General features: G+C 68.2%; 22 protein-coding genes. 13 read left to right on the top strand and 9 right to left on the bottom strand.

Annotated features, from left to right (window positions below; translation table 11 throughout):
• The first annotated feature begins 335 nt into the window (after positions 1-335).
• Positions 336-902, top strand: coding sequence for a hypothetical protein (locus ACZYW1_RS23195; RefSeq protein ID WP_463788784.1), 567 nt, complete (start codon positions 336-338; stop codon positions 900-902).
• Here ACZYW1_RS23195 and ACZYW1_RS23190 read toward each other — a convergent pair.
• The 3 genes from ACZYW1_RS23190 to ACZYW1_RS23180 form a co-directional block, all read right to left on the bottom strand.
• Positions 849-1,397, bottom strand: a complete 549-nt coding sequence (locus ACZYW1_RS23190) for a methylated-DNA--[protein]-cysteine S-methyltransferase (RefSeq protein WP_463788783.1) — start codon at positions 1,395-1,397, stop codon at positions 849-851. The two genes, ACZYW1_RS23195 and ACZYW1_RS23190, sit on opposite strands and share 54 nt — an antisense overlap.
• A complete protein-coding gene (locus ACZYW1_RS23185; RefSeq protein ID WP_463788782.1) occupies positions 1,394-2,887 on the bottom strand; it encodes a DNA-3-methyladenine glycosylase 2 family protein in 1,494 nt (497 codons plus the stop codon). The genes ACZYW1_RS23190 and ACZYW1_RS23185 overlap by 4 nt, the downstream gene beginning before the upstream one ends.
• Before the next feature lie 125 nt (positions 2,888-3,012).
• Positions 3,013-3,465 (bottom strand): PAS domain S-box protein, encoded by a 453-nt coding sequence (locus ACZYW1_RS23180; RefSeq protein ID WP_463788781.1) that lies wholly within the window; start codon positions 3,463-3,465, stop codon positions 3,013-3,015.
• A gap of 86 nt (positions 3,466-3,551) precedes the next feature.
• Between ACZYW1_RS23180 and ACZYW1_RS23175 the strand changes: the two genes are divergently transcribed.
• A complete protein-coding gene (locus ACZYW1_RS23175) occupies positions 3,552-4,169 on the top strand; it encodes a TetR/AcrR family transcriptional regulator (protein WP_463788780.1) in 618 nt (205 codons plus the stop codon).
• Between the two features lie 11 nt (positions 4,170-4,180).
• Here the strand turns inward: ACZYW1_RS23175 and ACZYW1_RS23170 are convergent, their stop codons facing one another.
• Positions 4,181-5,788: an adenylate/guanylate cyclase domain-containing protein gene (locus tag ACZYW1_RS23170; protein ID WP_463788779.1), complete on the bottom strand. Its 1,608-nt coding sequence runs from the start codon at positions 5,786-5,788 to the stop codon at positions 4,181-4,183.
• Between the two features lie 49 nt (positions 5,789-5,837).
• Here ACZYW1_RS23170 and nucS point away from each other — a divergent pair, with 49 nt between their 5' ends.
• Together nucS and ACZYW1_RS23160 are read left to right on the top strand one after the other, a co-directional pair.
• The gene (gene nucS / locus ACZYW1_RS23165; RefSeq protein WP_463788778.1) at positions 5,838-6,509 is read left to right on the top strand and encodes an endonuclease NucS; all 672 of its coding nucleotides are present in this window, start codon (positions 5,838-5,840) and stop codon (positions 6,507-6,509) included.
• Between the two features lie 22 nt (positions 6,510-6,531).
• Entirely contained in the window at positions 6,532-6,828 is a 297-nt protein-coding gene (locus ACZYW1_RS23160; RefSeq protein WP_463788777.1) for a hypothetical protein, read from the top strand.
• On the opposite strand, the gene mce is transcribed toward ACZYW1_RS23160, so the two are convergent.
• Positions 6,825-7,304 carry a methylmalonyl-CoA epimerase gene (mce, locus tag ACZYW1_RS23155; RefSeq protein ID WP_463788776.1) on the bottom strand — a complete coding sequence of 160 codons (480 nt, stop codon included), beginning with the start codon at positions 7,302-7,304 and terminating at the stop codon, positions 6,825-6,827. The two genes, ACZYW1_RS23160 and mce, sit on opposite strands and share 4 nt — an antisense overlap.
• Positions 7,305-7,383: 79 nt before the next feature.
• On the opposite strand from mce, the gene ACZYW1_RS23150 reads away from it, so the two are divergent.
• Positions 7,384-8,565 carry an acetyl-CoA C-acetyltransferase gene (locus ACZYW1_RS23150; RefSeq protein ID WP_463788775.1) on the top strand — a complete coding sequence of 394 codons (1,182 nt, stop codon included), beginning with the start codon at positions 7,384-7,386 and terminating at the stop codon, positions 8,563-8,565.
• Between the two features lie 162 nt (positions 8,566-8,727).
• Positions 8,728-9,630 carry a co-chaperone YbbN gene (locus ACZYW1_RS23145; protein ID WP_463788774.1) on the top strand — a complete coding sequence of 301 codons (903 nt, stop codon included), beginning with the start codon at positions 8,728-8,730 and terminating at the stop codon, positions 9,628-9,630.
• Here the strand turns inward: ACZYW1_RS23145 and glgB are convergent.
• Together glgB and ACZYW1_RS23135 are read right to left on the bottom strand one after the other, a co-directional pair.
• Positions 9,614-11,830 (bottom strand): 1,4-alpha-glucan branching protein GlgB, encoded by a 2,217-nt coding sequence (glgB, locus tag ACZYW1_RS23140; protein WP_463788773.1) that lies wholly within the window; start codon positions 11,828-11,830, stop codon positions 9,614-9,616. The two genes, ACZYW1_RS23145 and glgB, sit on opposite strands and share 17 nt — an antisense overlap.
• A 7-nt stretch (positions 11,831-11,837) precedes the next feature.
• A complete protein-coding gene (locus ACZYW1_RS23135) occupies positions 11,838-13,922 on the bottom strand; it encodes an alpha-1,4-glucan--maltose-1-phosphate maltosyltransferase (RefSeq protein ID WP_463788772.1) in 2,085 nt (694 codons plus the stop codon).
• 192 nt (positions 13,923-14,114) lie between these two features.
• Between ACZYW1_RS23135 and ACZYW1_RS23130 the strand changes: the two genes are divergently transcribed.
• Positions 14,115-16,733 (top strand): glycosyltransferase family 1 protein, encoded by a 2,619-nt coding sequence (locus tag ACZYW1_RS23130; RefSeq protein ID WP_463788771.1) that lies wholly within the window; start codon positions 14,115-14,117, stop codon positions 16,731-16,733.
• 20 nt (positions 16,734-16,753) lie between these two features.
• Here ACZYW1_RS23130 and ACZYW1_RS23125 read toward each other — a convergent pair whose 3' ends face one another.
• Together ACZYW1_RS23125 and ACZYW1_RS23120 are read right to left on the bottom strand one after the other, a co-directional pair.
• Complete coding sequence (locus ACZYW1_RS23125) at positions 16,754-18,640, bottom strand: ATP-dependent DNA helicase (RefSeq protein ID WP_463788853.1); 1,887 nt, start codon at positions 18,638-18,640, stop codon at positions 16,754-16,756.
• Positions 18,641-18,732: 92 nt separating this feature from the next.
• A complete protein-coding gene (locus tag ACZYW1_RS23120) occupies positions 18,733-20,064 on the bottom strand; it encodes a nicotinate phosphoribosyltransferase (protein ID WP_463788770.1) in 1,332 nt (443 codons plus the stop codon).
• Positions 20,065-20,112: 48 nt separating this feature from the next.
• On the opposite strand from ACZYW1_RS23120, the gene clpS reads away from it, so the two are divergent.
• Genes clpS through ACZYW1_RS23090 form a run of 6 tightly spaced genes read left to right on the top strand, consistent with a single transcriptional unit; the run spans position 20,113 to position 24,357 of the window.
• The gene (gene clpS, locus ACZYW1_RS23115; protein WP_293001680.1) at positions 20,113-20,415 is read left to right on the top strand and encodes an ATP-dependent Clp protease adapter ClpS; all 303 of its coding nucleotides are present in this window, start codon (positions 20,113-20,115) and stop codon (positions 20,413-20,415) included.
• Between the two features lie 5 nt (positions 20,416-20,420).
• Positions 20,421-20,993, top strand: coding sequence for an oxidative stress transcriptional regulator AosR (aosR, locus tag ACZYW1_RS23110; protein ID WP_463788769.1), 573 nt, complete (start codon positions 20,421-20,423; stop codon positions 20,991-20,993).
• Positions 20,990-22,033 carry a P1 family peptidase gene (locus tag ACZYW1_RS23105; RefSeq protein ID WP_463788768.1) on the top strand — a complete coding sequence of 348 codons (1,044 nt, stop codon included), beginning with the start codon at positions 20,990-20,992 and terminating at the stop codon, positions 22,031-22,033. The genes aosR and ACZYW1_RS23105 overlap by 4 nt, the downstream gene beginning before the upstream one ends.
• Entirely contained in the window at positions 22,030-22,680 is a 651-nt protein-coding gene (locus ACZYW1_RS23100; RefSeq protein ID WP_463788767.1) for a rhomboid family intramembrane serine protease, read from the top strand. The genes ACZYW1_RS23105 and ACZYW1_RS23100 overlap by 4 nt, the downstream gene beginning before the upstream one ends.
• Before the next feature lie 10 nt (positions 22,681-22,690).
• Positions 22,691-23,524, top strand: coding sequence for a glutamate racemase (gene murI, locus ACZYW1_RS23095; protein ID WP_463788766.1), 834 nt, complete (start codon positions 22,691-22,693; stop codon positions 23,522-23,524).
• A 59-nt stretch (positions 23,525-23,583) separates the two neighbouring features.
• Positions 23,584-24,357, top strand: coding sequence for a cyclic nucleotide-degrading phosphodiesterase (locus ACZYW1_RS23090; protein ID WP_463788765.1), 774 nt, complete (start codon positions 23,584-23,586; stop codon positions 24,355-24,357).
• Positions 24,358-24,450: the final 93 nt, after the last annotated feature.

The raw sequence follows: 24,450 nt of genomic DNA, 5'->3' as shown, positions 1-24,450 counted from the left end.
GGTGGAAAAGTAGGACACCGCCGAACACACACAACACACCCCGTGCCCCCCAAAACCCTTGGGGGGCACGGGCATTTCTGTATATGGGCACGAATTCCGCCGCCGGCCGCGCCGGCAGAGCTGGATTTGTCGTGCATCCTTGTCGCCCAGGCGCAGCAAACGATTGATGGCAAACCGGCGATTGTTGCATTCGGGTCTCGCAGGTCGCGGTAGCGCAACGCTGCGGTTGCAAACAGTTATCCGATCGTGGCGTTACTGTGACAAAAGTACCCTAACGTTATCAAAGTGAAATCTGTGCTCTATGTGCATGGAGTGCCGACGAAGGGGAGCTTTCAATGACCGCGAGCAGGACAGCCGGCCTCATGGGCCGGCGCAAACAGAAGAGTCCGCAGCCGAGTACCGGGCGATCCGGCTGGGACACAGCGGAATTGGTGGCGACCTCGATCGTGCGGCCGGTGATCGTGACCGCGGCTGTCTTCGGCGCGGTGTTGTCATCGGTTCCCGCCGCGCACGCCGATTCGGCCGGTGACGCCATGGCGCCGGTACTCAATAGTGCCGGGATAGGTAACAACGGCCCGGTGAGTAGTGCCATCGCACAGATGGGGCAGTCCATCTGTCCCATGCTCGTCAAGCCCGGCGGCAGCCTGGCCAGCAACGCGGCCGAGATCAGCGGCCACGGCGGCCTGGTCCCACCCATGGCCGGCTTCCTGACCAGCATGGCGATCCAGACCCAGTGCCCGGGATGGATGACGTCGGTTGCCAACGGCGACATGCCGTTCCCGCTTCCCGGCGCCGGCGGCCCGGGGCTCCCGCTCGGCCTGCCTGGTGCGGCCGCTCCGCAGCCGTTGCTACCCGGCATCAATCCCGCGGGTGCGCAGCCGCGTCCGTTCCCGGGCTTCTAGCTCGAACAGTGGCAACGTAGGCGAGGTGCGGCTCGTCTCCAGTGCCAGCAGTGAACGCTTCCGATCGAGACCGCCGCCGTATCCGGTGAGGCCTCCGCCGGCGCCGATCACCCGGTGGCACGGAACAATGATGGCGATCGGGTTGTGACCGTTGGCCAGGCCCACCGCACGGGCCGCGCCTTGGGCGCCGATCTGCTGCGCGATCTCGCCGTAGGATCGGGTCTCCCCGAACGGAATGGTCTGCAGCGCCTGCCATACGCGTCGCTGGAACTCGGTGCCCTGTAGGTCCAGCTGGAGATCGAAATCGGTCAGCGTACCTGCGAAGTACGCATTGAGTTGTCCCACAGCGTCATTGAAAGCCGTGGGATTGGCCGACCATCCGGTGCGGCTCGGCTCGTAGGTCTGGTCGACCATCCGCAGATGGGACAGCACCTCACCACGACCCGCCAACGTGAGCAGCCCGATCGGGCTGTCGATGGTGCGGTAGTGAGTCATGCGGTCTCCTTCATGGGCCAGTCATTCACCGAGTGCTCGAGCGTCGTCCACAAATGTTGGGTGGCGTAGGAACGCCACGGACGCCACCGCTGGCTTCGTGCCGTCAGCTCGCGGGGCTCGGTCGGCAATCCCAATTGCTCGGCCGCCAAGCGCAACCCGAGATCGCTGGCGGGGAAGGCATCGGGATCGCCGAGACCGCGCATCGCGATGACCTCGGCGGTCCACGGCCCGATACCCGGCAGCGCCAGCAGTTGACGGCGGGCCGTCTCCCAGTCGCAGCCGGCATCGAGCACCACGGCGCCGTCGGCCAGGGCCGCGATCAGCCCGGTCACTGTCCGCCGTCGGCTGGCCGGCACGGCCAGGTGGGTGGGATCGATGTCGCCGAGCTGATCGATCGACGGAAACGTATGTGTCAGATCGCCGTTGGCGTCCTGAATCCGATCGCCGTAGGCCAGAACCAGTCGACTGGTGTGGGTGCGCGCCGCCTTCATCGACACCTGCTGGCCCAGGACAGCCCGGACCGCGAGCTCCGCCTCGTCGACGGTGCGGGGAATGCGCTGCCCGGGCGCCTTGGCCACCACCGCCGCCAGCGCCGCATCAGAACTCAAGGCGTCGATCACCGCGTCGGGGTCGGCATCGAGATCGAGCAGACGCCGGCATCGTGAGATCGCGGACGCCAAGTCGCGGAAGTCGTCGAGCGCAAGCACGCAACGGACATGGTCGGGCACCGGTGTCAGGCTGACGATTCCCTTGCCGAATGGCAGACGCAGCGTCCGGCGGTACGCGCCGTCGCGCACCTCCTCGCACCCGGCTACCACGCTGGCGGCCAGATGGCCGAAGATTCCCTCGTAGGCGAACGGGACGCGCACCGGCAGGCGCAGCGACACCGTGCCCGGTGAACGCATGTCCGCTGTCCCGTCGTGGCGCCGGGTAGCGCGGCTGCGGAGATCGGTCGGCGTGCCGGCGAACACCAGGCGAACCGTGTCATTGAACTGCCGGATGCTGGAAAACCCTGCGGCAAAAGCGATATCGCCGAACGGCAGCTCGGTCGTCTCGATCAGAATCCGTGCCGTCTGGGCGCGCTGCGCGCGAGCGAGGGCGAGCGGGCCCGCGCCGGTCTCCTCGCGCAGGAGGCGTTGCAGCTGTCGAGCGGTATAGCCGAGGCGGGCGGCCAGGCCCGCGACGCCGTCGCGGTCGACCGTGCCGTCCGCGATCAGCCGCATCGCCCGGGCGACGAGGTCGTCGCGGATGTTCCACTCCGGTGAGCCCGGCGAGGCGTCCGGACGGCATCGCTTACAGGCCCGGAAGCCGGCCCGCTGGGCGGCCGCCGCCGTCGGATAGAACCGCATGTTGCGGGCGAACGGGGGCCGGACCGGGCAGCTGGGGCGACAGTAAATTCCGGTCGTGCGCACCGCGGTGACGAACCAGCCGTCGAAGCGGGCGTCCTTGGATTGGACGGCGCGGTAGCAGCGGTCGAAGTCTTCGTGCACGACTAGAGACTTACACCCGCCCACCGACATTACTGGCGGAAAAGCGACATCAACGTCCGCACGTCAGGGCGCGACGACCGGCCGCACAAGGGGTGCGGGGTCGCCGTCGGCGCGGCGGCGACGGGCTAGCCGGGGAGGAGGTCGTTGTCCGGCGAACTATGCCAGGCGATCTCGGTCAAGTCGGTCAGCGCGACGACGGCCAGTTTTTCGTCGTCGCGGATCAACACCGAGTCACTGACCAGCGCGGGCATGGTCCACCCGTCGGCATGCCGCAATCGGATGACGGTGTTGGCATACGCCCGCAGCGTTGCGACGACTCCGGAGCGATCCGGCGTATAGCAATCCACCAACGACTGCGCGGTCATGGACAGCAGTTCCTGCCGGGTGTGGCCGACCATCTCGGCAACGGCGTCATTGGCGAACTCGATGGCGCCGCCGTCGCCGACGGCGAGGATGGGCACCGGAAGTCGGCTCAGGGCGAGCAGGGCGGGGAAATCGCGGAGAAACTCGGTGGCGGACTCGCCTTGGGGCCGCCGCTGGCGCTGGTCGGTTGCTAGCGATGCCGGTGGAAGGCCCATCCCTCGACTGTCCTTTCGATGTCCCCGTGCTCGTGGTGAGAGAGTACTTACTTACTACTCAGGTTGCAATCGGGTAGCGTGGTCGCGTGCAGACGGCGGACTCTTCTAGTCGCGACCGCCTGCTCGACACGGCACTCGAACTCTTCGCCAGTCGCGGCTATGCGGCCACCTCGACCGCCGAGATTCAGAAGGCGGCGGGAATGTCGCCCGGCTCGGGCGCGATGTATCGGCATTTCCGCAGCAAGAACGACGTATTGCGGGCCGCTTTACGGCGAGGTCTGGACCGGATGCGCAGCTCGCAAGCCTGGCGGCAGGCCACCACGCCGGCCGATCGTCTGGACGCACTCAACCGTGTCGCCGAGGCCGCTCAGCAGACCATTGCCGAGAACGCCGACGTGCTCCGGCTGATGTTGCACGAACCGGATGCGGCGCCGGACCTGGTGGACGAGCTGTGGGGCAGCAACCTGGCCTTCGCCTGCACGACGATGGGCCATGCACTGAGCGCCACGGCGGAAGATGCCGGCCACGAAATCGAGGATCCGGAGGCGATCAGCGCGGTGTTGCTGGCCGCGCTGAGCTACGTCCCGGTGATGGAAGTCCTGCTCGGCCGCTCACCCGGCGGCATCGACCCGGATCGCTTTCGCAACGCCTGGCTGCGGGTCAGTCGGGCGGTGTTCACGCACGGGGTGCCCGCCGAGGACTGAGCGCGCCGCGATCAGGCGAGTGTCGCCAACTGGGTCGGCTGGTCGTGGCCGCGCAGCGTGACGCTGTCGCCCAGCGACCATCGGGCCTGCTCCTCGTCGCCGGCGGCGTTGACGGTGGTCGAGGATGCCAGGAGCTGGTGCGGCTTGTTCTTGGCCAACTCGCAGAGCCGTGCGGCCTCGTTGACCGGTTCGCCGATCACGGTGTACTCGAATCTCTCCTTGGCGCCGACATTTCCGGCCAGCGCCTTCCCTGCTGTGACGCCGATGCCGGCCTTGATCTCGGGCACCTCTTCGCCGAGGCGATGGGCGATGGCGCGGGCCGCGCTGAGCGCCTGAGTCTCGGGCTGGTCGAGGTGGTTGGGCGCGCCGAATACCGCCAGCACCGCGTCGCCCTCGAACTTGTTGACCAGTCCGTGGTGACGGTCGACCTCCTCGACGATCACCGCGAAAAACCGGTTGAGGAGCTGGACGACCTCGGCGGCCGGGCGACTGGTCACCAACTTCGTCGAGCCGATGACGTCGATGAAGACCACCGAGACGTGACGCTCCTCGCCACCGAGCTGAGGCATGTCCCGCTCGGCGGCCGCGGCGACGTCGCGGCCCACGTGGCGGCCGAACAGGTCCCGGACCCGCTCGCGCTCGCGCAGCCCGTCGACCATCGCGTTGAATCCGCGTTGCAGCTCGCCGAGTTCGGTTCCGTCGAACACCACCAGGTCGCCGCGAAGGTCGCCGTCTTCGACGCGCTTGAGCGCCGCGCGCACCACCCGCACCGGCGTCGCCGTCAACCAGGCCAGAATCCACATCAGCACGAAGCCGAAAACCAGCGCGGCACCGGCGATCACGAGGATGGCCACCGCCAGCTGGGTCTTGCTCAGGTTGTCCAGCAGCACGCCGCCCAGCAGCGCGGTGACGATGATGCCGAGCACCGGCACACCGGAGCCGAGCAGCCACACCGTCAGCGTGCGGCCCATGATGCCGGGGGCCAGTCGGCGCGGCGCCCCGCCCGCCTCGAGCGCCTGGGCGGCCACCGGGCGCAGCGCGAACTCGGTGAAGAGATAACACGCGGTCGACACCAGAATGCCGCACACGCTGACGCAGAAGCCGACGATCGGAATGAACGTGCTGTTGGCGATGCCGTAGAGGGTGGTCAGCAGCGCCGTGCCGAGCACCCACAGGGTGAGCACCCCGAACGCCAGCCAGAACGGCGCGGTGAAGGTGGCACGCTCGTCGTCCGGGGTGGGGTCGTGTTCCTCGATCGCCCATCGCAGTACGCCGGTGGTGCGGCGGGTGATCAGGTAGGTGCCCAGACCCAGCGCCACGATGCAGTAGGCCGGGGTGACACCGAAGGTGATCCAGAGCAGCGAGCCATTGAAGATGCTCGGCTTGGGAAACGCCACGGTCAGCAGCAGCGTCGAGACACCGATACCGATGACGTTCGCCCCGACGATGAAGACGGTCAGGATGAGCTGGATGCGCACCCGCCGTCGGCCCTGGCTCTCCGACACCTTGCCGAGTAGCCAGGAGCCGTAGGCCGGAGTCTCGGGCAGCCGCCCGCTCTGCTTGGTCACCCGCTCGAGCAGTCGTCCCAGCCGTTGCGCGGTCGATCGGGTAGCCATCATGGTGGCGTCAGCCTAATTGCTTATCGGGCTCGCGCTTAAGGTGTGTTGCGTGCGCCTCGTCATCGCTCGCTGCACCGTTGATTACGTCGGACGTCTGACCGCTCATCTACCGTCGGCGCGCCGGCTTCTGCTTTTCAAGGCCGACGGCTCGGTGAGCGTGCATGCCGACGACCGCGCGTACAAGCCGCTGAACTGGATGAGCCCGCCGTGCTGGCTGTCCGAGGAAGTCGAGGGTGAGGCGCCGGTCTGGGTGGTCCAGAACAAGGCCGGCGAGCAACTGCGCATCACCGTCGAGGACATCGAGCACGACTCCAGCCACGAGTTGGGGGTCGACCCGGGGTTGGTCAAGGACGGCGTCGAAGCCCACCTGCAGGTGCTGCTGGCCGAGCACGTCGAGTTGCTCGGAGCCGGGTACACGCTGGTGCGCCGCGAGTACATGACGCCGATCGGGCCGGTCGACCTGCTGTGCCGCGACGACCAGGGGCGCTCGGTTGCGGTGGAGATCAAGCGACGCGGTGAGATCGACGGGGTCGAGCAGCTCACCCGGTACCTGGACCTGCTGAACCGCGACAGTCTGTTGGCGCCGGTGAGCGGGGTCTTCGCCGCCCAGCAGATCAAGCCGCAGGCCAAAACTTTAGCCACCGATCGCGGAATCCGTTGTCTCACATTGGATTACGACAAAATGCGCGGTATGGACTCCGATGAATTCCGGCTGTTCTGAGCCGTCTCATTAGAATGCCGATATGGCTCGGCGCCGCAGTTCACCGCGCGGGCAGCGGACGGTCGCGCCGCTGCCGGCCCCGCGTCGACTGGAGACCGGTCCGGACGGACACGACTACGAGGTGCGGCCGGTAGCCGGGGCACGAGCGCTCAAGACGTATCGGTGCCCGGGGTGCGATCACGAAATCCGCTCGGGGACGGCGCATGTGGTGGTCTGGCTGGCCGATTTCGGCGACGTGGCTGTTGATGACCGACGGCACTGGCACACGCCGTGCTGGGCCAATCGGGCGACCCGGTCGCCGACCCGGAAGTGGAGCTAGTGGCCTGAATCGTCGGCCGGTTCGACCAACTCGATCAGCACGCCGCCGGCGTCCTTGGGGTGGATGAAGTTGATCCGCGAGTTCGCTGTGCCACGTCGGGGCACGTCGTAGAGCAACCGGATGTCCTGGTCGCGCAGCCGCTCGGTGAGCGCGTCCAGGTCGCTCACCCGGTACGCGATCTGCTGGATGCCGGGGCCACGCTTGTCGAGGAATTTCGCGATCGCCGACGAGTCGTCGATGGGGGCCATCAGTTGAACCTGTGCGCTGCCCACCGCGGCGCCGCGCACCGACAGCATCGCCTCGCGAATGCCCTGATCGTCGTTGACCTCTTCGTGCAACACGATCATGCCGAGGTGGTCGTGGTACCACGCGATCGCGACGTCGAGGTCGGGGACCGCGATGCCGACGTGATCGACGGCCGTCACCAGTGCGGTGCTGAGTACTCGACGGGTGTCAACGTGATCGGTGGTCATCACGTCACGGTAACCTGACGGGAAAGAATCCGCCTCTGCCGATTCATCGGATCGGCTGTCGAACCCCGCCCTGGAGGTAGTCATGACCACGTCGGTGATCGTTGCTGGAGCACGGACGCCGGTCGGCAAGCTGATGGGCTCGCTGAAGGACTTCAGCGCCAGCGATCTGGGTGCCATCGCGATCAAGGGTGCACTCGAGAAAGGCAACGTGCCGGCGTCGCTTGTCGAGTACGTGATCATGGGCCAGGTGCTGACCGCCGGCGCGGGTCAGATGCCGGCCCGGCAGTCGGCCGTCGACGCCGGAATCGGCTGGGATGTGCCGGCCCTGACCATCAACAAGATGTGTCTGTCCGGGATCGACGCCATCGCCCTGGCTGACCAGCTCATTCGGGCCGGTGAGTTCGACGTGGTGGTGGCCGGCGGCCAGGAGTCGATGACCAAGGCCCCGCACCTGCTGATCGACAGCCGCTCGGGCTACAAATACGGCGACGTCACCGTGCGCGACCACATGGCCTACGACGGCCTGCATGACGTGTTCACCGACCAGCCGATGGGCGCGCTCACCGAGCAGCGCAACGACGTCGACAAGTTCACCCGTGGCCAGCAGGACGAATACGCGGCGCGTTCGCACCAGAAGGCCGCCGCGGCCTGGAAGGACGGCGTTTTCGCCGACGAGGTGGTGCCGGTGAGCATCCCGCAACGCAAAGGCGACCCGCTGCAGTTCAGCGAGGACGAGGGCATCCGCGCCAACACCACCGCCGAATCGCTGGCGGGTCTCAAGCCCGCCTTCCGCAAGGACGGCACCATCACCGCCGGATCGGCCTCGCAGATCTCCGACGGCGCCGCGGCCGTGGTCGTGATGAACAAGGACAAGGCGATCGAGCTGGGGCTGACCTGGCTGGTCGAGATAGGCGCGCACGGTGTGGTGGCCGGACCGGACTCGACGCTGCAATCGCAGCCCGCCAACGCGATCAAGAAGGCGCTCGACCGCGAAGGCATCTCCGTCGACCAGCTCGACGTGGTGGAGATCAACGAGGCGTTCTCGGCAGTCGCGCTGGCATCGACGCAGGAACTGGGCATCGACCCCGAGCTCGTCAACGTCAACGGCGGAGCGATCGCGATCGGCCACCCGATCGGGATGTCCGGTGCTCGAATCACCCTGCACGTGGCCCTCGAATTGGCCCGGCGTGGGTCCGGGTACGGCGTTGCTGCGCTGTGCGGCGCAGGCGGTCAGGGTGACGCGCTGATTTTGCGCGCTGGCTAGTTACCGGCCAGTACGGTTTGGGACGGCTGTGACTGGACAGACGTCCAGAAGTTTGCTGGCGGCGGTTCGCCGGCGGGTTGACAACAGTTGATGTGATGTTGCTCATACGGGCTTCGGAACCGGATGGAACACGGCCGGCGCCGCCGTGCCAGACTTGACCGCGTGAGCCGTCCACGTCCCCCGATCGGGCCCGCGTTGGCCGGCGCGGTCGATCTTTCCGCCCTCAAGCAGCCCCCTCCCGCCAGCGGTGAGAGCCCCGGCGGATCGGCGTCGGCGTCGGCCGGCGTCGAAGTCAACGAGGCCAACTTCGAAGACGAAATACTGCTGCGTTCGAACCAGGTCCCGGTGGTCGTGCTGCTGTGGTCACCGCGCAGTGAGGTGTGCCTGCAGCTGGCCGACGCGCTGTCCGCACTGGCCGCGCAGGACAACGGCAAGTGGGCGCTGGCCAGTGTCAACGTCGATGTCTCGCCGCGGGTGGCGCAGATCTTCGGTGTCGAGGTAGTGCCCACCGTCGTGGCCCTGGCCGCCGGCCAGCCGCTGTCCAGCTTCCAGGGGGCGCAGCCGCCGGACCAGTTGCGCCGCTGGGTCGACTCGCTGCTGTCGGCGACCGCCGGAAAGCTCAGCGGTGCCGCCGATCCCGACGAGCCCGAGGTCGTGGACCCGGCGCTCGCGCAAGCCCGTCAGCAGCTCGAGGACAACGACCTCGGAGCGGCGCTCGACTCCTATCAGGAGATCCTGGACGACGATCCGAACAACGCCGAAGCCAAAGGGGCGGTGCGCCAGATCGCATTCCTGATGCGGGCGACCGCGCACGGACCGGAGGCGGTTGCGGCCGCCGACGCCGCGCCCGACGACATCGAGGCCGCCTTCGCCGCGGCCGATGTGCAGCTACTCAGCCAGGACGTGACGGGTGCTTTCGATCGGCTGGTCGCGTTGGTGCGACGGACGTCCGACGACGAGCGGACGTCGGTGCGCACCCGGCTGATCGAGTTGTTCGAGCTCTTCGATCCCGCCGATCCGGAAGTCATCGCCGGTCGGCGGAATCTGGCTAACGCGCTGTACTAGAAGGCTTCTCGGGTTCCAGCCAGAGCCCCGACATCGGCGGCAGCGCCAGCACCGCAGACGCCGGGCGACCGTGCCACGGATCCTCGGTCGCGTCGACGCCGCCCAGGTTGCCGATCCCGGTGCCGTTGTAGACGGTGGCATCGGTGTTGAGCACCTCGCGCCACCGCCCGGCGCCGGGCAGGCCGAGGCGGTAGCCGCTGTGTTCGGCGCCGGCGAAGTTGAACACGCACGCCATCACCGAGCCGTCGCTGCCGTACCGCAAGAAGCTCAACACGTTGTTGCCGGCGTCGTTGGCGTCGATCCAGGAGTAGCCTTCTGGCTTGATGTCCTGACTCCACAGCGCCGACGACGCCTGGTAGATGCCGTTGAGATCGCGGACCAGCCGCAGGATTCCGTCGGAGAAGCTGTTCTCGTCGAGCTGGAACCAGTCCAGGCCGCGCTCCTCGGACCATTCGGCGCGCTGCCCGAATTCCTGTCCCATGAACAGCAACTGCTTGCCGGGGTGTGCCCATTGGTAGGCCAGCAGGCTGCGCAGCCCAGCCGCCTTCGCGTGGTCGTCGCCGGGCATCCGGCTCCACAGCGTGCCCTTGCCGTGCACGACCTCGTCGTGACTGATCGGCAGCACGAAGTTCTCGCTGTAGGCATAGATCATCGAGAACGTGATCGCGTGGTGGTGATAGGTGCGGTAGATCGGATCGCGGCCGAAGTAGTCGAGCGTGTCGTGCATCCAGCCCATGTTCCACTTCATCGAAAAGCCAAGGCCGCCAACACTGGTCGGACGAGTGACACCCGGCCACGAGGTCGACTCCTCGGCGATGGTGACGATGCCGGGCGCGGCCTTGTGGGCGGTGGCGTTCATCTCCTGAAGGAACTGGACAGCCTCCAGGTTCTCCCGGCCGCCGTGGATGTTCGGTGTCCAGCCGCCTTCGGGCCGCGAGTAGTCGAGGTAGAGCATCGACGCGACGGCGTCCACTCGCAATCCGTCGATGTGATACTGCTCGATCCAGTACAGCGCGTTGGCGACCAGGAAGTTGCGCACCTCGGCCCGGCCGAAGTCGAACACGTATGTGCCCCAGTCGAGTTGCTCCCCGCGGCGGGGGTCTGAGTGCTCGTAGAGCGGGGTGCCGTCAAAGCGTCCGAGCGCCCAGGCGTCCTTGGGGAAGTGGGCGGGCACCCAGTCCACGATGACCCCGATGCCGGCCTGGTGCAGCGCGTCGATCAGTTCGCGCAGCTCGTCCGGTGTGCCGAATCGCGACGACGGCGCGTAGTACGAAGTGACCTGGTACCCCCACGAGCCCCCGAATGGATGCTCGGCGACCGGCAGCAACTCGACGTGGGTGAAACCTTGCGCTACAACGTATTCCGTCAGTTCGCGGGTGAGGTCACGGTACGACAGGCCCGGCCGCCACGAGCCCAGGTGCACCTCGTAGGTGCTCATCGGTTCGAACACCGCGTTGCGCGAAGCGCGTTCGGTCATCCACTCGTCGTCGTTCCAGCGGTATTCGCTCACGTTCACCCGTGAGGCGGTCTGCGGCGGCACCTCGGTGGCGAACGCCATCGGGTCGGCCCGGTCGGTGACCGACCCGTCTGCGCCGTGCACCCGGAACTTGTACAAACCGTCGCGCGGGAAGTCGGGCCAGAAGACCTCCCACACACCCGAGGAACCAAGCACCCGCATCGGGGCGTCGTTGCCGTTCCAGCCGTTGAACTCGGCGATCAGGGTGACGCCCTTGGCGTTGGGGGCCCAGACCGCGAACGAGACGCCCTCGACCGTGCCGTCCGCTGTGGTGAACGAACGTGGATGGGCGCCAAGGACATCCCACAGACGTTCGTGGCGGCCCTCGTTGAACAGATGCAGGTCGACTTCACCGAGCGTGGGCAGAAACCGGTACGGGTCGGCGAGCACGTGCGGCTCGCCGTGGTCGTATCGGACCTCGAGGCGGTAGTCGATCAGGTTGACGAACGGCAGCGCCACCGCAAACAGGCCGGAATCGATGTGCTGCAACGGGAATCGATCGTCACCGACCAGGGCGACCACCTCGGCGGCATGCGGGCGGAAGGTGCGGATGACGGTGTGGTCGCCATATTCGTGTGCGCCCAGGATGCCGTGCGGATTGTGGTGCTCGCCGGCTACCAGCCGGGCCAGGTCGCCGGGTTCGGGTGCCAGCCGGGCTCTGGCGACTTTTTCAGTGGACTTCATCGCGGCGTTACCTCCGTCGCAGCAGACTGATTCGTGCTTCGGACGGGATGAGCGGCATGTTGATGACGTGAGCGACGGCGTGGCCGGGATCGATGCGCACGTAGTTGGCTGCGCCCCATTGATATTCCTCGCCGGTGATCTCGTCACGCACCCAGAACCGCTCGTGGTGCTCCATGCCCAGCGCGTCCATGTCCAGCGAAAGGGTGGCTTCCTCCGGACCGAACGCGTTGAGCGTCACGACGACCAGCACGCAATCGCCGGTCGCAGGGTCGAACTTGCTGTAGGCCAGCAGCGCGTCGTTGTCGATGGCGTGGAACGTGATGTTGCGCAGCTGCTGCAGGGCGGGATGGAGCCGCCGAATACTGTTCAGCCGCGCGATGAATGGCTCCAGAGACCGCCCGGCCGCCAGGGCGCCGGCAAAGTCACGGGGCCGCAACTCGTATTTCTCCGAGTCGAGATACTCCTCGCTGCCTTCGGCGACGGCGCGGCCCTCGAACAGCTCGTAACCGGAGTACACCCCCCAGGTAGGGCTCAGGGTCGACGCCAGCACTGCCCGGATGGCGAACATGCCCGGGCCGCCATATTGCAGGCTGGCGTGCAGGATGTCGGGGGTGTTGACGAACAGGTTGGGCCGCCGGTAGTCGGCGATCTCGGGAATCTGCTCGCCGAACTCGGTGAGCTCCCACTTCGCGGTGCGCCAGGTGAAGTAGGTGTAGGACTGCGTGAAACCCAGCTTGGCCAAACCGTATTGACGGGCCGGCGGGGTGAAAGCCTCCGACAGGAACAACACGTCGGGATCAACCGACTTAACCTGGGCGATCAGCCACGCCCAGAAGTTGGGCGGCTTGGTGTGTGGGTTGTCGACGCGAAAAATCTTGACGCCGTGGTCCATCCAGTGCCGCACCACACGCAGCACCTCGTCGTAGAGGCCGGCGGGGTCGTTGTCGAAGTTGATCGGGTAGATGTCCTGGTACTTCTTCGGCGGATTCTCCGCGTAGGCGATCGTGCCGTCCGGCAACTCGGTGAACCACTGGCGGTGATTCTTGGCCCACGGGTGATCAGGCGCGCACTGCAGCGCCAGATCGAGAGCGACCTCCAACCCCAATTCCTCGGCGGCGCCGACGAAGGAGTCGAAGTCGTCGATCGTGCCGAGCTCCGGATGCACCGCGTCGTGGCCGCCCTCGTCGCTGCCGATCGCCCACGGCGAGCCGACGTCGCCAGGCACGGCGGTCGCGGTGTTGTTGCGGCCCTTGCGGTGCACCTTTCCGATCGGGTGGATCGGCGGCAGGTAGACCACGTCGAAGCCCATCTGCGCGATCCGCGGCAGGTCCGCGGCCGCGGTGGCGAATGTGCCGTGGATCGGATTGCCCTTGGCGTCCCAGCCGCCGGTCGAGCGGGGGAACAGCTCGTACCACGACCCGAACCGGGCCACCGGACGGTCGACCCACACGCCGTACTGCTCGCCGCGGGTGACCAGCTCGCGCAGCGGATACTGGGCCAGCAGCTCGTCGATCTCGGGGGTCAAGGCCAGCGCTGCGCGGGGCAACGGGTCGCCGGGGGTCCGCAGCGCGTCGGCGGCCATCAGCAGCGGCTCGCGCCGCGCGCGGGGAACCCCGGTCGCGGCGCGCTCGAACAGTTGCGCCCCGACCAGCAGGTCGTTGGAGAGCTCGGTCTCGCCCTGACCGGCGTCGAGCTTGGCCTCGACGGCGTGCCGCCAGGTGTGGATCGGGTCGCCCCAGCCGTCGACCCGGTAGGTCCACAGCCCGACCGCGTCGGGAGTGAACACGCCGTGGAAGACGTAGGGCTCCAGCCCGGGCGTCATGGGCACGTGCAGCGGCTTGACCCGCACGGCGGTCTCGCCGGCGGGTTCGGCCACCGTCGGCGCCTGGACCGCTTTGAGCCGACGGGTCTCGCCGACCAGGGGATAGCGCGGTCCCAGATAACGCACCACCAGGGTGGCGGCGACGGCGTCGTGGCCCTCGCGCCATACCGCGGCTCGTACCGGAATCACCTCGTCGACGACGGCTTTCGCCGGGTAGGCGCCGCACGAAACGACCGGAGCGACGTCGTCGATCTCGACACGACCGGGCACCGAATACTCCTTCTGAGCTCGTCGATTGTCGTCCTGGGCGCGGTCTGACCGTGACCTGCGCGTCTTCGGCTGGCTGCGATGCAAGCCCTTGTGCGCCCAGTACCCACCGTAGTGTCGGGCCACACCTGAGGTCAGGTGGCGCACGTTGTTCGGGGGGCGAAACCTGCCCCGGCGTCAGTAAGGTAAGGACGCGTGAAAGCCCTCCGTCGGTTCACGGTCCGTGCCCATCTTCCGGAACGCCTGGCGGCGCTGGAACTGTTGTCCACCAACCTGCGGTGGTCGTGGGACAAGCCGACCCAGGACCTCTTCGCGGCGATCGATCCGGCGCTGTGGTCGCAGTGCGGGCAGGATCCGGTCGCCCTGTTGGGGGCGGTGAACCCGGCCCGCCTCGACGAGTTGGCCCTCGACGGCGGCTTTCTGGATCGCCTGGACGGGTTGGCCGCCGACCTCAACGACTATCTGACCCGTCCGCAGTGGTACCAGCAGCAGGGCGCGACCAGCCCCGAGAAAGCACTGCCCAACGGCATCGCCTACTTCTCGATGGAGTTCGGGGTGGCCGAAGTGCTGCCGAACTATTCGGGCGGGTTGGGCATCCTGGCCGGTGACCATCTCAAGGCCGCGTCGGATCTGGGCCTGCCGCTGATCGCGGTGGGCCTGTACTACCGCTCCGGCTATTTCCGCCAGTCGCTGACCTCCGACGGCTGGCAGCACGAGGAGTATCCCTCGCTCGATCCGGCCGGGCTGCCGCTGCGGCTGCTCACCGACGCCGCCGGTGCACCGGCACTCGTCGAGCTGGCGCTGCCGGAGCCCGGCTCGCTGCGCGCACGGATCTGGGTCGCCCAGGTCGGTCGGGTACCGCTGCTGCTGCTCGATTCCGACATTCCCGAGAACGAGCACGAGATGCGCGGGGTCACCGACCGGCTCTACGGCGGCGACCAGGAACACCGCATGCAGCAGGAAATCCTGGCCGGGATCGGCGGGGTGCGGGCCATCCGCGCGTACACCGCGATCGAAGGGCTGCCCGCGCCCGAGGTGTTCCACATGAACGAAGGGCACGCCGGATTCCTCGGTGCCGAGCGGATCCGCGAATTGGTGGACGCCGGTTTGGATTTCGACACCGCGCTGACCGTGGTGCGGTCCAGCACGGTGTTCACCACCCACACTCCGGTGCCGGCCGGTATCGACCGGTTTCCGGTCGAGATGGTACAGCGCTACTTCGCCGGCAGCTCGACGGACGGTGCGGGTGTCGCGGCCGGGTCGGTGCTGCTGCCCGGCGTGCCGGTCGGCAGGATTCTCGCGCTGGGCGCCGAGGACGACCCGGAGAAATTCAACATGGCCCACATGGGTCTGCGACTTGCCCAGCGCGCCAACGGTGTTTCGCTGCTGCACGGCGAAGTGAGCCGGGGCATGTTCAACGAACTGTGGGCGGGTTTCGACACCAGCGAGGTGCCGATCGGATCCATCACCAACGGCGTTCACGCCCGCACCTGGGCGGCGCCGCAGTGGTTGCAGCTCGGCCAGGAACTGGTCGGATCGGACTCGTTCGCCGACCCCGGTGTCTGGCTGCGGGTCAACGAGGTGGACGGTGGTCACCTGTGGTGGATCCGGTCGCAGTTGCGTGCCCTGCTGGTGGAGGACGTCCGGGCGCGGCTGCACCAGAGCTGGCTGGTCCGTGGCGCGCCCGAGGCTGAATTGGGTTGGATCTCTTCGGCTTTCGACCCGGACGTGCTGACGATCGGTTTCGCCCGCCGGGTGCCGACCTACAAGCGTCTGACGTTGATGTTGCGCGACCCCGACCGCCTCGAGCAGTTGCTGCTGAACGAGGACAGGCCGATCCAGCTGATCGTCGCCGGCAAATCGCATCCCGCCGACGACGGCGGCAAGGCGCTCATTCAGCAGGTGGTCCAGTTCGCCGACCGGCCCGAGGTGCGGCACCGGATCGCGTTCCTGCCCGACTACGACATGTCGATGGCCAGGTTGCTGTACTGGGGCTGCGATGTCTGGCTGAACAACCCGCTGCGACCGCTGGAGGCGTGCGGCACGTCGGGAATGAAGAGCGCGCTGAACGGCGGCCTGAACTTGTCGATTCTCGACGGGTGGTGGGACGAGTGGTACGACGGCGAGAACGGCTGGGCGATCCCGTCGGCCTCCGGAGTCGCCAACGAGGAGCGCCGCGACGACCTCGAAGCCGCCGCCTTGTACGACTTGGTGCAGAAGTCCGTCGCGCCGAAGTTCTACGAGCGCGACGAGCACGGTGTGCCCCGACGCTGGATCGAGATGGTCCGTCACACGCTGCAGACATTAGGGCCGAAAGTGTTGGCGTCCAGGATGGTTCGCGACTACACCGAGGGCTATTACCTGCCCGCGGCCGAGTCGTTGCGTCGGACGGTCGCCGTCGACAGCGACGGGCAGGCTGCGTTCGACCCGGCCCGCGAGCTGGCTGCCTACCGACGGCGTGCTTTCGACGAGTGGCCGCACATCCGGGTCACCGACGTCGACAGCACCGGGCTGCCGGACACCCCGATTCTCGGGTCGAAGCTGACCCTGACCGCGACCGTCCAGCTCGCGGGGCTGCGGCCGGAGGAGGTGACGGTCCAGGCCGTCGTGGGCCGGGTCGAGACCGGCGACGTGCTGGTGGATCCGGTCACCGTGGACATGCCGTACACCGGGACGGCGTCCGGCGGCGATCACATCTTCGCGACGACGACGCCGCTGCCGGTGGCCGGCTCGGTCGGCTACACCGTGCGGGTGCTGCCGCATCATCCGATGCTGGCGTCCGGAGCGGAGCTGGGTCTGGTCACCCTGGCCTAGCGCGCCGAGGAGGCAGGTAATCAGGCCTGCGTCAGCCGGGTCAGCGCCGCGCGGACGGCCGCAGCGTCGGTGGTCGCCCAGAACGGCGGCAACGACGCTCGCAGGTAACCGCCGTAACGGGCGGTGGCCATCCGCGAATCCAGCACCGCCACCACGCCGCGGTCGTCGGTGCCGCGCAGCAGCCGTCCTGCCCCCTGGGCCAACAGCAGCGCGGCGTGGCTGGCCGCCACCGACATGAATCCGTTGCCGCCGGCGGCGGCCACCGCCCGCTGCCGGGCCGACAGCAGCGGATCGTCCGGCCGCGGAAACGGGATGCGGTCGATGATCACCAACGACAACGACGGGCCGGGCACATCGACGCCCTGCCACAGCGACAGCGTGCCGAACAGCGACGTCGCCGGGTCTGCGGCGAACTGCTCGACCAGGGTGGCGGTGGTGTCCTCGCCCTGACAGAGCACCGGCGTGGACAGTCGGTCGGCCATTGCGTCGGCGGCCGCGCGCGCCGCGCGCATCGACGAGAACAACCCGAGGGTTCGCCCTCCCGCCGCGGTGATCAGTTCGGCGATCTCGGTCAGCTGCTCGGCAGTGCCGGTGCCCTCGCGGCCGGGCGGCGGCAACTGCGCCGCGACATAGAGGATGCCCGACTTGGCGTGCTGGAACGGCGAGCCGACATCGATTCCGCGCCAGGGTTTTTCGCTGTCGGCCAGGCCCCACGCCTGTGCCATCGCGTCGAACGATCCACCGACGGTCAACGTCGCCGACGTCAAGACCGCGGTTGCGTCCGCGAACAGTCGGGTCCGCAGCAGCCCGGCCACCGACAGGGGCGCGACCCGTAGAAACGTTCGCGACGACCCCCGGTGGTCTTCGTGATCGAGCCACACGACGTCCGTGCGGTTGGCGATCGCCGGGCCGAACGACCCGAGGACGCGGTTTGCGGTGTCGGCGATGTCGGCCAGGCTGGCGACTGCTTCGGAGCGGGCCGCGGCGGCCTTGGGGTCGGTCGGCGAGGTGTCGATGGTCGACCGCGCGGCGGTGGCCGCGTCGCGTAGCGCGGTGAGCTGGGTGGCGAGCTCGTCGTCGAGGTGGTCGATGCGTCCGGCCTGGGCATTCTGGATCAGCGTGATGAAGCTGCCGGTCATGCGTTCCCAGCGCTGGAACACCTCGGGTTCGACCAGCGCCGCGATGCGCCGCGACGCGATACCGAGCACGGTCGCGGTCAGCTCGCCGGTGGCCACCGCGGTGACCCGGTCCACCAGATCGTGAGCCTCGTCGACGATCAACAGCCGATGCTCGGGCAGGACGGCCGAGTCGGCGACCGCATTGATGGCCAGCAGCGCGTGGTTGGTGACGACCACGTCGGCGAGGCCGGCCTTGGCCCGCGCCTTCTCGGAGAAACAGTCGGTGCCGAACGGGCAGCGGGCCATCCCCAGGCACTCGCGGGCTGACACGCTGACCTGACCCCACGACCGATCCGCGACACCGGGTTTGAGGTCGTCGCGATCGCCGGACTCGGTCTCCGACACCCACTCGGTGAGGCGCTGCACCTCTCGCCCCATCGCGGAGGCCGCCTGCGGCCGGAACAGCTCCTGTGGCTCGTCGCCGACATCCGCGGCCGAGCCGTTGTGGATCTTGTTGAGGCATAGGTAGTTCTGCCGGCCCTTCAGCAGAGCGAAACGCGGCGTGCGGGGTAGCGCGTCGGAGAGCGCGTCGACCAACTGGGGGAGATCGCGGTTGACCAGCTGACGCTGCAACGCGATCGTCGCCGTCGACACCACCACCGGCACGTTGTCCGACACCGCGCGCTCGATCGCCGGTACCAGGTATGCCAACGACTTGCCGGTGCCCGTGCCCGCCTGCACGGCCAGGTGTTCACCGGACTCGAAGGCGTGCGCGACCGCGTCGGCCATCTCGAGCTGGCCGCGGCGTTCGCTACCGCCCAGTGCGGCCACCGCGGTGGACAGCAATTGCGTTGCCGGCGTCGGCACATCCTCGGGCGTGGCTACTCCCTATCGTCGGCCGGCGGGCGTCGGGCCGGGATCTGCGTGGTGGGGATCGCCGGGTCGCCGTGCGACAGCATCAGACCCTCCCACGGCAAGCTTCGCAAGCCCGATGCCACCAGCTCGCGCGCCGCGCCCAGGTCGGGTTCCGCGACCACCTCGCCGTTGCGTGCCAACGGAACCGTCAACAACCTCGACAACCCGGTATCGGGCGGCGGCCGACCCGCCGGATACACGATCTCCTCGGTGACGGTGACGGTGCCGGTCGTACGGGCCAGCCGGATCGCCTCTTTGCGACCGCCGTGCGACTCCTTGCGGACGCTGCGCTTCTCCACCGGTATCCCGTCGACCTCGACCAACTTGTAGACCATGCTCGCGGTCGGGGCACCCGAACCGGTGACCAGTGCGGTGCCTATCCCGTAGCTGTCCACCGGCTCGGCGCGCAGTCCGGCCACCGCGAACTCGTCGAGATCGCCGGAGACCACGATGCGAGTTTTGCTGGCGCCGAGCCGATCCAGTTGCTCGCGGACCTGGCGGGCCAGCACACCCAGATCGCCGGAGTCGATCCGCACGGCACCGAGTCCGGTGCCGGCCGCCGCGACGGCGTTGGCCACTCCGGTCGTGACGTCGTAGGTGTCGACCAGCAGGGTGGTGCCGGTGCCGAGCGCGGCGACCTGAGCGGCGAACGCGGCCGGCTCGTCGGGCCCGTGGATGCCGTCGTACAGCAGCGTGAACGCGTGCGCGCTGGTGCCCTCGGTCGGCACGCCGTAACGGCGGTGGGCCTGCAGGTTGGAGGTCGCCGTGAACCCCGACAGGTAGGCCGCCCGTGCCGCCGCCACCGCGGCGTGCTCATGGGTGCGCCGCGAGCCCATATCCATCAGTGGCCGCCCGTTTGCGGCGCTGACCATTCGCGCGGCGGCCGAGGCAATAGCGGTGTCGTGGTTGAAAATCGACAGCGCCAGGGTCTCGAGCACCACGCACTCGCCGAAGCTGCCGCGCACCGAAAGCACCGGCGAGCCAGGGAAATACAACTCGCCCTCGGCGTAACCGTCGATGTCACCGCGGAACCGGAAATCACTCAGGTAGGTCAGCGTGTCCGGGTCGAGGAACTCCGCCAGCGACTCGCACGCCGCATCGTCGAACCTGAAGCTGGACAAGGCTTCCAGGAACCTGCCCGTCCCGGCCACGACCCCGTAGCGCCGTCCGTCGGGCAGTTTGCGGGCGAACAACTCGAACGTGCACTGCCGGTCCGCGCTGCCGCCGCGCAGCGCCGCCGACAGCATGGTCAGCTCGTACCGGTCGGTCAGCAGCCCGGTGTCACCCGAGTCGTTCACCCCGCAACCGTATCGGTAGTGCGGGGGTGACTCGGTATCCTGTGAACCATGGCTGCGTCCGCCCCGAGCAAACCGGGCACCACCGGGCAACGGGAAGCAGACACCGTCGAAGCCACGGCTGCCCCCTGGGTGACCATCGTCTGGGACGATCCGGTCAACCTGATGAACTACGTGACCTACGTCTTCCAGAAACTGTTCGGCTACAGCGAGCCGCATGCCACCAAGTTGATGCTGCAGGTGCACAACGAAGGCAAGGCCGTCGTCTCGGCGGGCAGCCGGGAATCGATGGAGGTCGACGTGACGAAGCTGCACGCGGCCGGATTGTGGGCCACCATGCAGCAGGACCACTGAATCAGGTGCGCAAATGGAAGCGGATTCAAGCCGCTGACGGCGTCCGTTTCCGGTCCGCGCTGGACGCCCACGAAGCGGGCCTGCTGAGGAGCCTGATCGCCTCGATGATCGGGTTGCTCGACGAACGCGAATCCTCCTCGCCGCAGGACGAACTCGAGCAGTTGACCGGGATGAAGACCGGCAACTCCGAGCCGCCGGACAATGCGACGCTGCTGCGCCTGCTGCCGGATTTCGCCAAGCCGAACGATGACGTGGAAGAGGACACCGACAGCCTGAACTCGGCCCTGCGCAGCCTGCACGAGCCGTCCATCATCGACGCCAAACGGGTTGCGGCACAACAGCTTCTGGACACGCTGCCGGACGGTGGCGGCAAGATCGAACTGACCGAGGACGCCGCCCACGCCTGGACCGCGGCCGTCAACGATCTGCGGCTCGCGCTGGGGACGATGCTCGAGATCCGACCCGACGGACCGGATCGGTTGCCCGAAAACCACCCGCTGGCCGGGCATCTCGACGTCTACCAGTGGCTGACCGTGCTGCAGGAGTATCTGGTCCTGGCGTTGATGGGCTCGCGATGAATGCGATCACCGACGTGGCCGGGATCCAGGTCGGCCAGCACCACCGGCTGGATCCCGACGCGGCAATGGGTGCGGGCTGGGCGAGTGGCGTCACGGTGGTGCTGACGCCGCCGGGCACAGTCGGCGCTGTCGACGTTCGCGGCGGTGCGCCCGGTACCCGGGAGACCGATCTGCTGGATCCGGCCAACAGCGTGCGCTACGTCGACGCGGTGCTGCTGGCCGGCGGCAGCGCGTTCGGCCTGGCGGCCGCCGACGGCGTGATGCGCTGGCTGGAGGAACACGACCGGGGCGTGGCGATGACGGGCGGTGTGGTGCCGATCGTGCCGGGCGCGGTGATCTTCGACCTCGAGGTAGGCAGCTGGGATCACCGGCCGACCGCCGACTTCGGGTACGACGCCTGCCGGACAGCCGGCACCGACGTCGCCGTGGGCACCGTCGGTGCCGGGGTCGGAGCCTGCGCCGGTGTGCTGAAAGGCGGCGTGGGTACCGCGTCGACCACGTTGGCGTCCGGCGTGACGGTCGGTGCGCTGGTGGTGGTGAACTCGGCGGGCAACGTGGTCGATCAGGCGACCGGCCTGCCGTGGCTGAGCTACCTGGTCGCCGAGTTCGGCCTGACCACACCGCCGGGCGAGGAACTCGACGAGTTGGCCGGCCTGGAGTCGCCGCTGAGCTCGCTGAACACCACGATCGCGGTGGTGGCTACCGACGCCGCGCTGAGCCCGGCCGCCTGTCGACAGGTCGCGAGTGCGGCGCACGACGGGCTGGCGCGCAGCATCAGGCCCGCGCACACCCCGGTCGACGGCGACACCGTTTTCGCGCTGGCCACCGGCGCCATCGAGGTGCCGCCGCCGGCCGATCTGGCGGCCGCTCTCTCCCCGGAGACGCCGCTGGCCACCGCCGTTGGTAGCGCCGCGGCCGACTGCCTGGCGCAGGCGGTGGTCGCTGCCGTCATCGCCGCGGACCCGGTGGCCGACATCCCGACCTATCGTGGACTGTTGCCGGGAGCTTTCCGGCCGTCCGAAAGGCAGGCGCCGGCATGAGCACCAGCTTCACCCACTCGCCGGCGCGTCAGCCGAGGAAGCGATCGGCGTTCGTCGTCGGTGGGGCCACCATCCTCAGCTTCGTGGCGCTGCTGTACGTCATCGAGGCCTTCGACCAGCTCAACGGCCACCGGCTGGACGAGAACGGCATCCGTCCGCTGGAGACCGACGGACTCTGGGGCATCCTGTTCGCGCCGCTCCTGCATGCCAACTGGGCGCACCTGGCGGCCAACACCGGGCCGGCGTTGGTGCTGGGATTCCTGGTCACCCTCGCCGGGCTGTCGAGATTTCTCTGGGCCACCGCCATCATCTGGATCGTCGGCGGATTCGGCACCTGGCTGATCGGCAACGTGCCGTGTCCCCACACCGACCACATCGGCGCGTCCGGCCTGATCTTCGGCTGGCTGACCTTCCTGCTGGTGTTCGGGTTCTTCATCCGCTCGGGCTGGCAGATCCTGATCGGACTGCTGGTGCTGGTCGTCTACGGCAGCGTGCTGTGGGGTGCCGTTCCGGAGCTCAACGTGTGCGGCGGGGTGTCCTGGCAGGGGCACCTGTGCGGCGGTATCGCCGGAGTGCTGGCCGCCTACCTGTTGTCCAGCCCCGAACGCGAAGCGCGTGAGCGGCGCCGGCGAGGCTCGCGGCGATGATTGAGCCGACGTGAGTAACGCACTGGCGCCCATCGGGGTATTCGACTCCGGCGTGGGCGGGCTGACGGTGGCCCGCGCCATCATCGACCAACTGCCCGACGAGGACATCGTCTACGTCGGCGACACCGGCAACGGTCCCTACGGTCCGCTGACCATTCCGGAAATCCGGGCCCACGCCCTGGCCATCGGGGACGACCTGGTCGAGCGCGGCGTCAAGGCGTTGGTCATCGCGTGCAACTCGGCGTCGTCGGCCTGCCTGCACGACGCACGCGAACGCTACGACGTGCCCGTGGTCGAGGTGATCCTGCCCGCCGTGCGCCGCGCCGTCGCCACCACCCGCAACGGCCGCATCGGCGTGATCGGAACCCAGGCCACCGTCGCGTCCGGCGCTTACCAGGACGCGTTCGCCGCCGCCCGCGATACCGAGGTCACCGCGGTGGCCTGTCCGCGGTTCGTCGATTTCGTCGAACGCGGCATCACCAGCGGGCGCCAGGTCCTCGGGCTCGCCGAGGGCTACCTCGAGCCGCTGCAGCGTGCCGACGTCGACACGCTCGTGCTCGGCTGCACGCACTATCCGCTGCTGTCCGGGCTGATCCAGTTGGCGATGGGGGACGCGGTCACACTCGTTTCCAGTGCGGAGGAGACGGCCAAGGAGTTGCTCCGCGTGCTCAGCGAGCGCGACCTCCTGCACCCCCACCCGGCCCGCCCCGATGCGGATCCGCCGACGCGCGTATTCGAGGCCACCGGCGACCCGGAGGCGTTCCTGACCCTCGCGGCTCGCTTCCTGGGTCCGGTGATCACCGGTGTCGAACCGGTCCACCGTCACATCGCGGCATCTGGCTGACTTACTCGTCAGTAAACCGGGGATGTTTTCCACAACATCCCGCCGGGCATGGCACAGTGGTGGGCGTGCGAGTTACCGTGCTGGGCTGCTCCGGGAGCGTCGTCGGCCCGGACTCGCCCGCCTCGGGCTATCTGCTCCGAGCGCCGGACACCCCGCCGTTGGTCATCGACTTCGGCGGGGGCGTTCTCGGTGCGCTGCAACGGCACGCCGACCCGGGCGCGGCGCAGGTGCTGCTGTCGCATCTGCACGCCGACCACTGCCTCGACGTGCCCGGCCTGTTCGTCTGGCGCCGCTATCACCCGTCGCCGCCGGCCGGCAAAGCCCTGCTGTACGGACCGAGCGACACCTGGTCGCGACTGGGCGCCGCATCGTCGCCCTACGGTGGCGAGATCGACGATTGCTCCGACATTTTCGACGTCCGCCACTGGGTCGACGGCGAGACCGTCACGATCGGCGCGGTCAACGTGACGCCGCGGCTGGTCTGCCACCCGACCGAGTCCTACGGCATGCGCTTCACCAATGCCGCCGGCGCCTCGTTCGTCTACAGCGGCGACACCGGCTACTGCGACGCGGTGATCGAGTTGGCTCGCGGGGCGGACGTCTTTCTGTGCGAGGCGTCCTGGACGCATTCGCCGGATCGCCCGCCGAACCTGCACCTTTCCGGCACCGAGGCCGGGCGGATCGCGGCGGCAGCCGGCGTGGGCGAGCTGCTGTTGACCCACATCCCGCCGTGGACCGCGCGCGAGGACGTCATCAGTGAGGCCAAAGCCGAATTCGACGGTCCCGTGCACGCGGTGGTCTGCGGCGAGACGTTCAACGTCGGGCGTTCCTGACGCCGGGCGGCTCCTCCCCATCGCGCTACGCGCTCTGAATCGTCGCCGGGCTGGGTTTGATGTGCCCGGCTCCTCCCCATCGCGCTACGCGCT

The organism is Mycobacterium sp. IDUB_36 (assembly GCF_055419225.1).
Note: the sequence above shows the minus strand (reverse complement) of the source record. Positions and strands in the feature narration are given on the sequence as shown.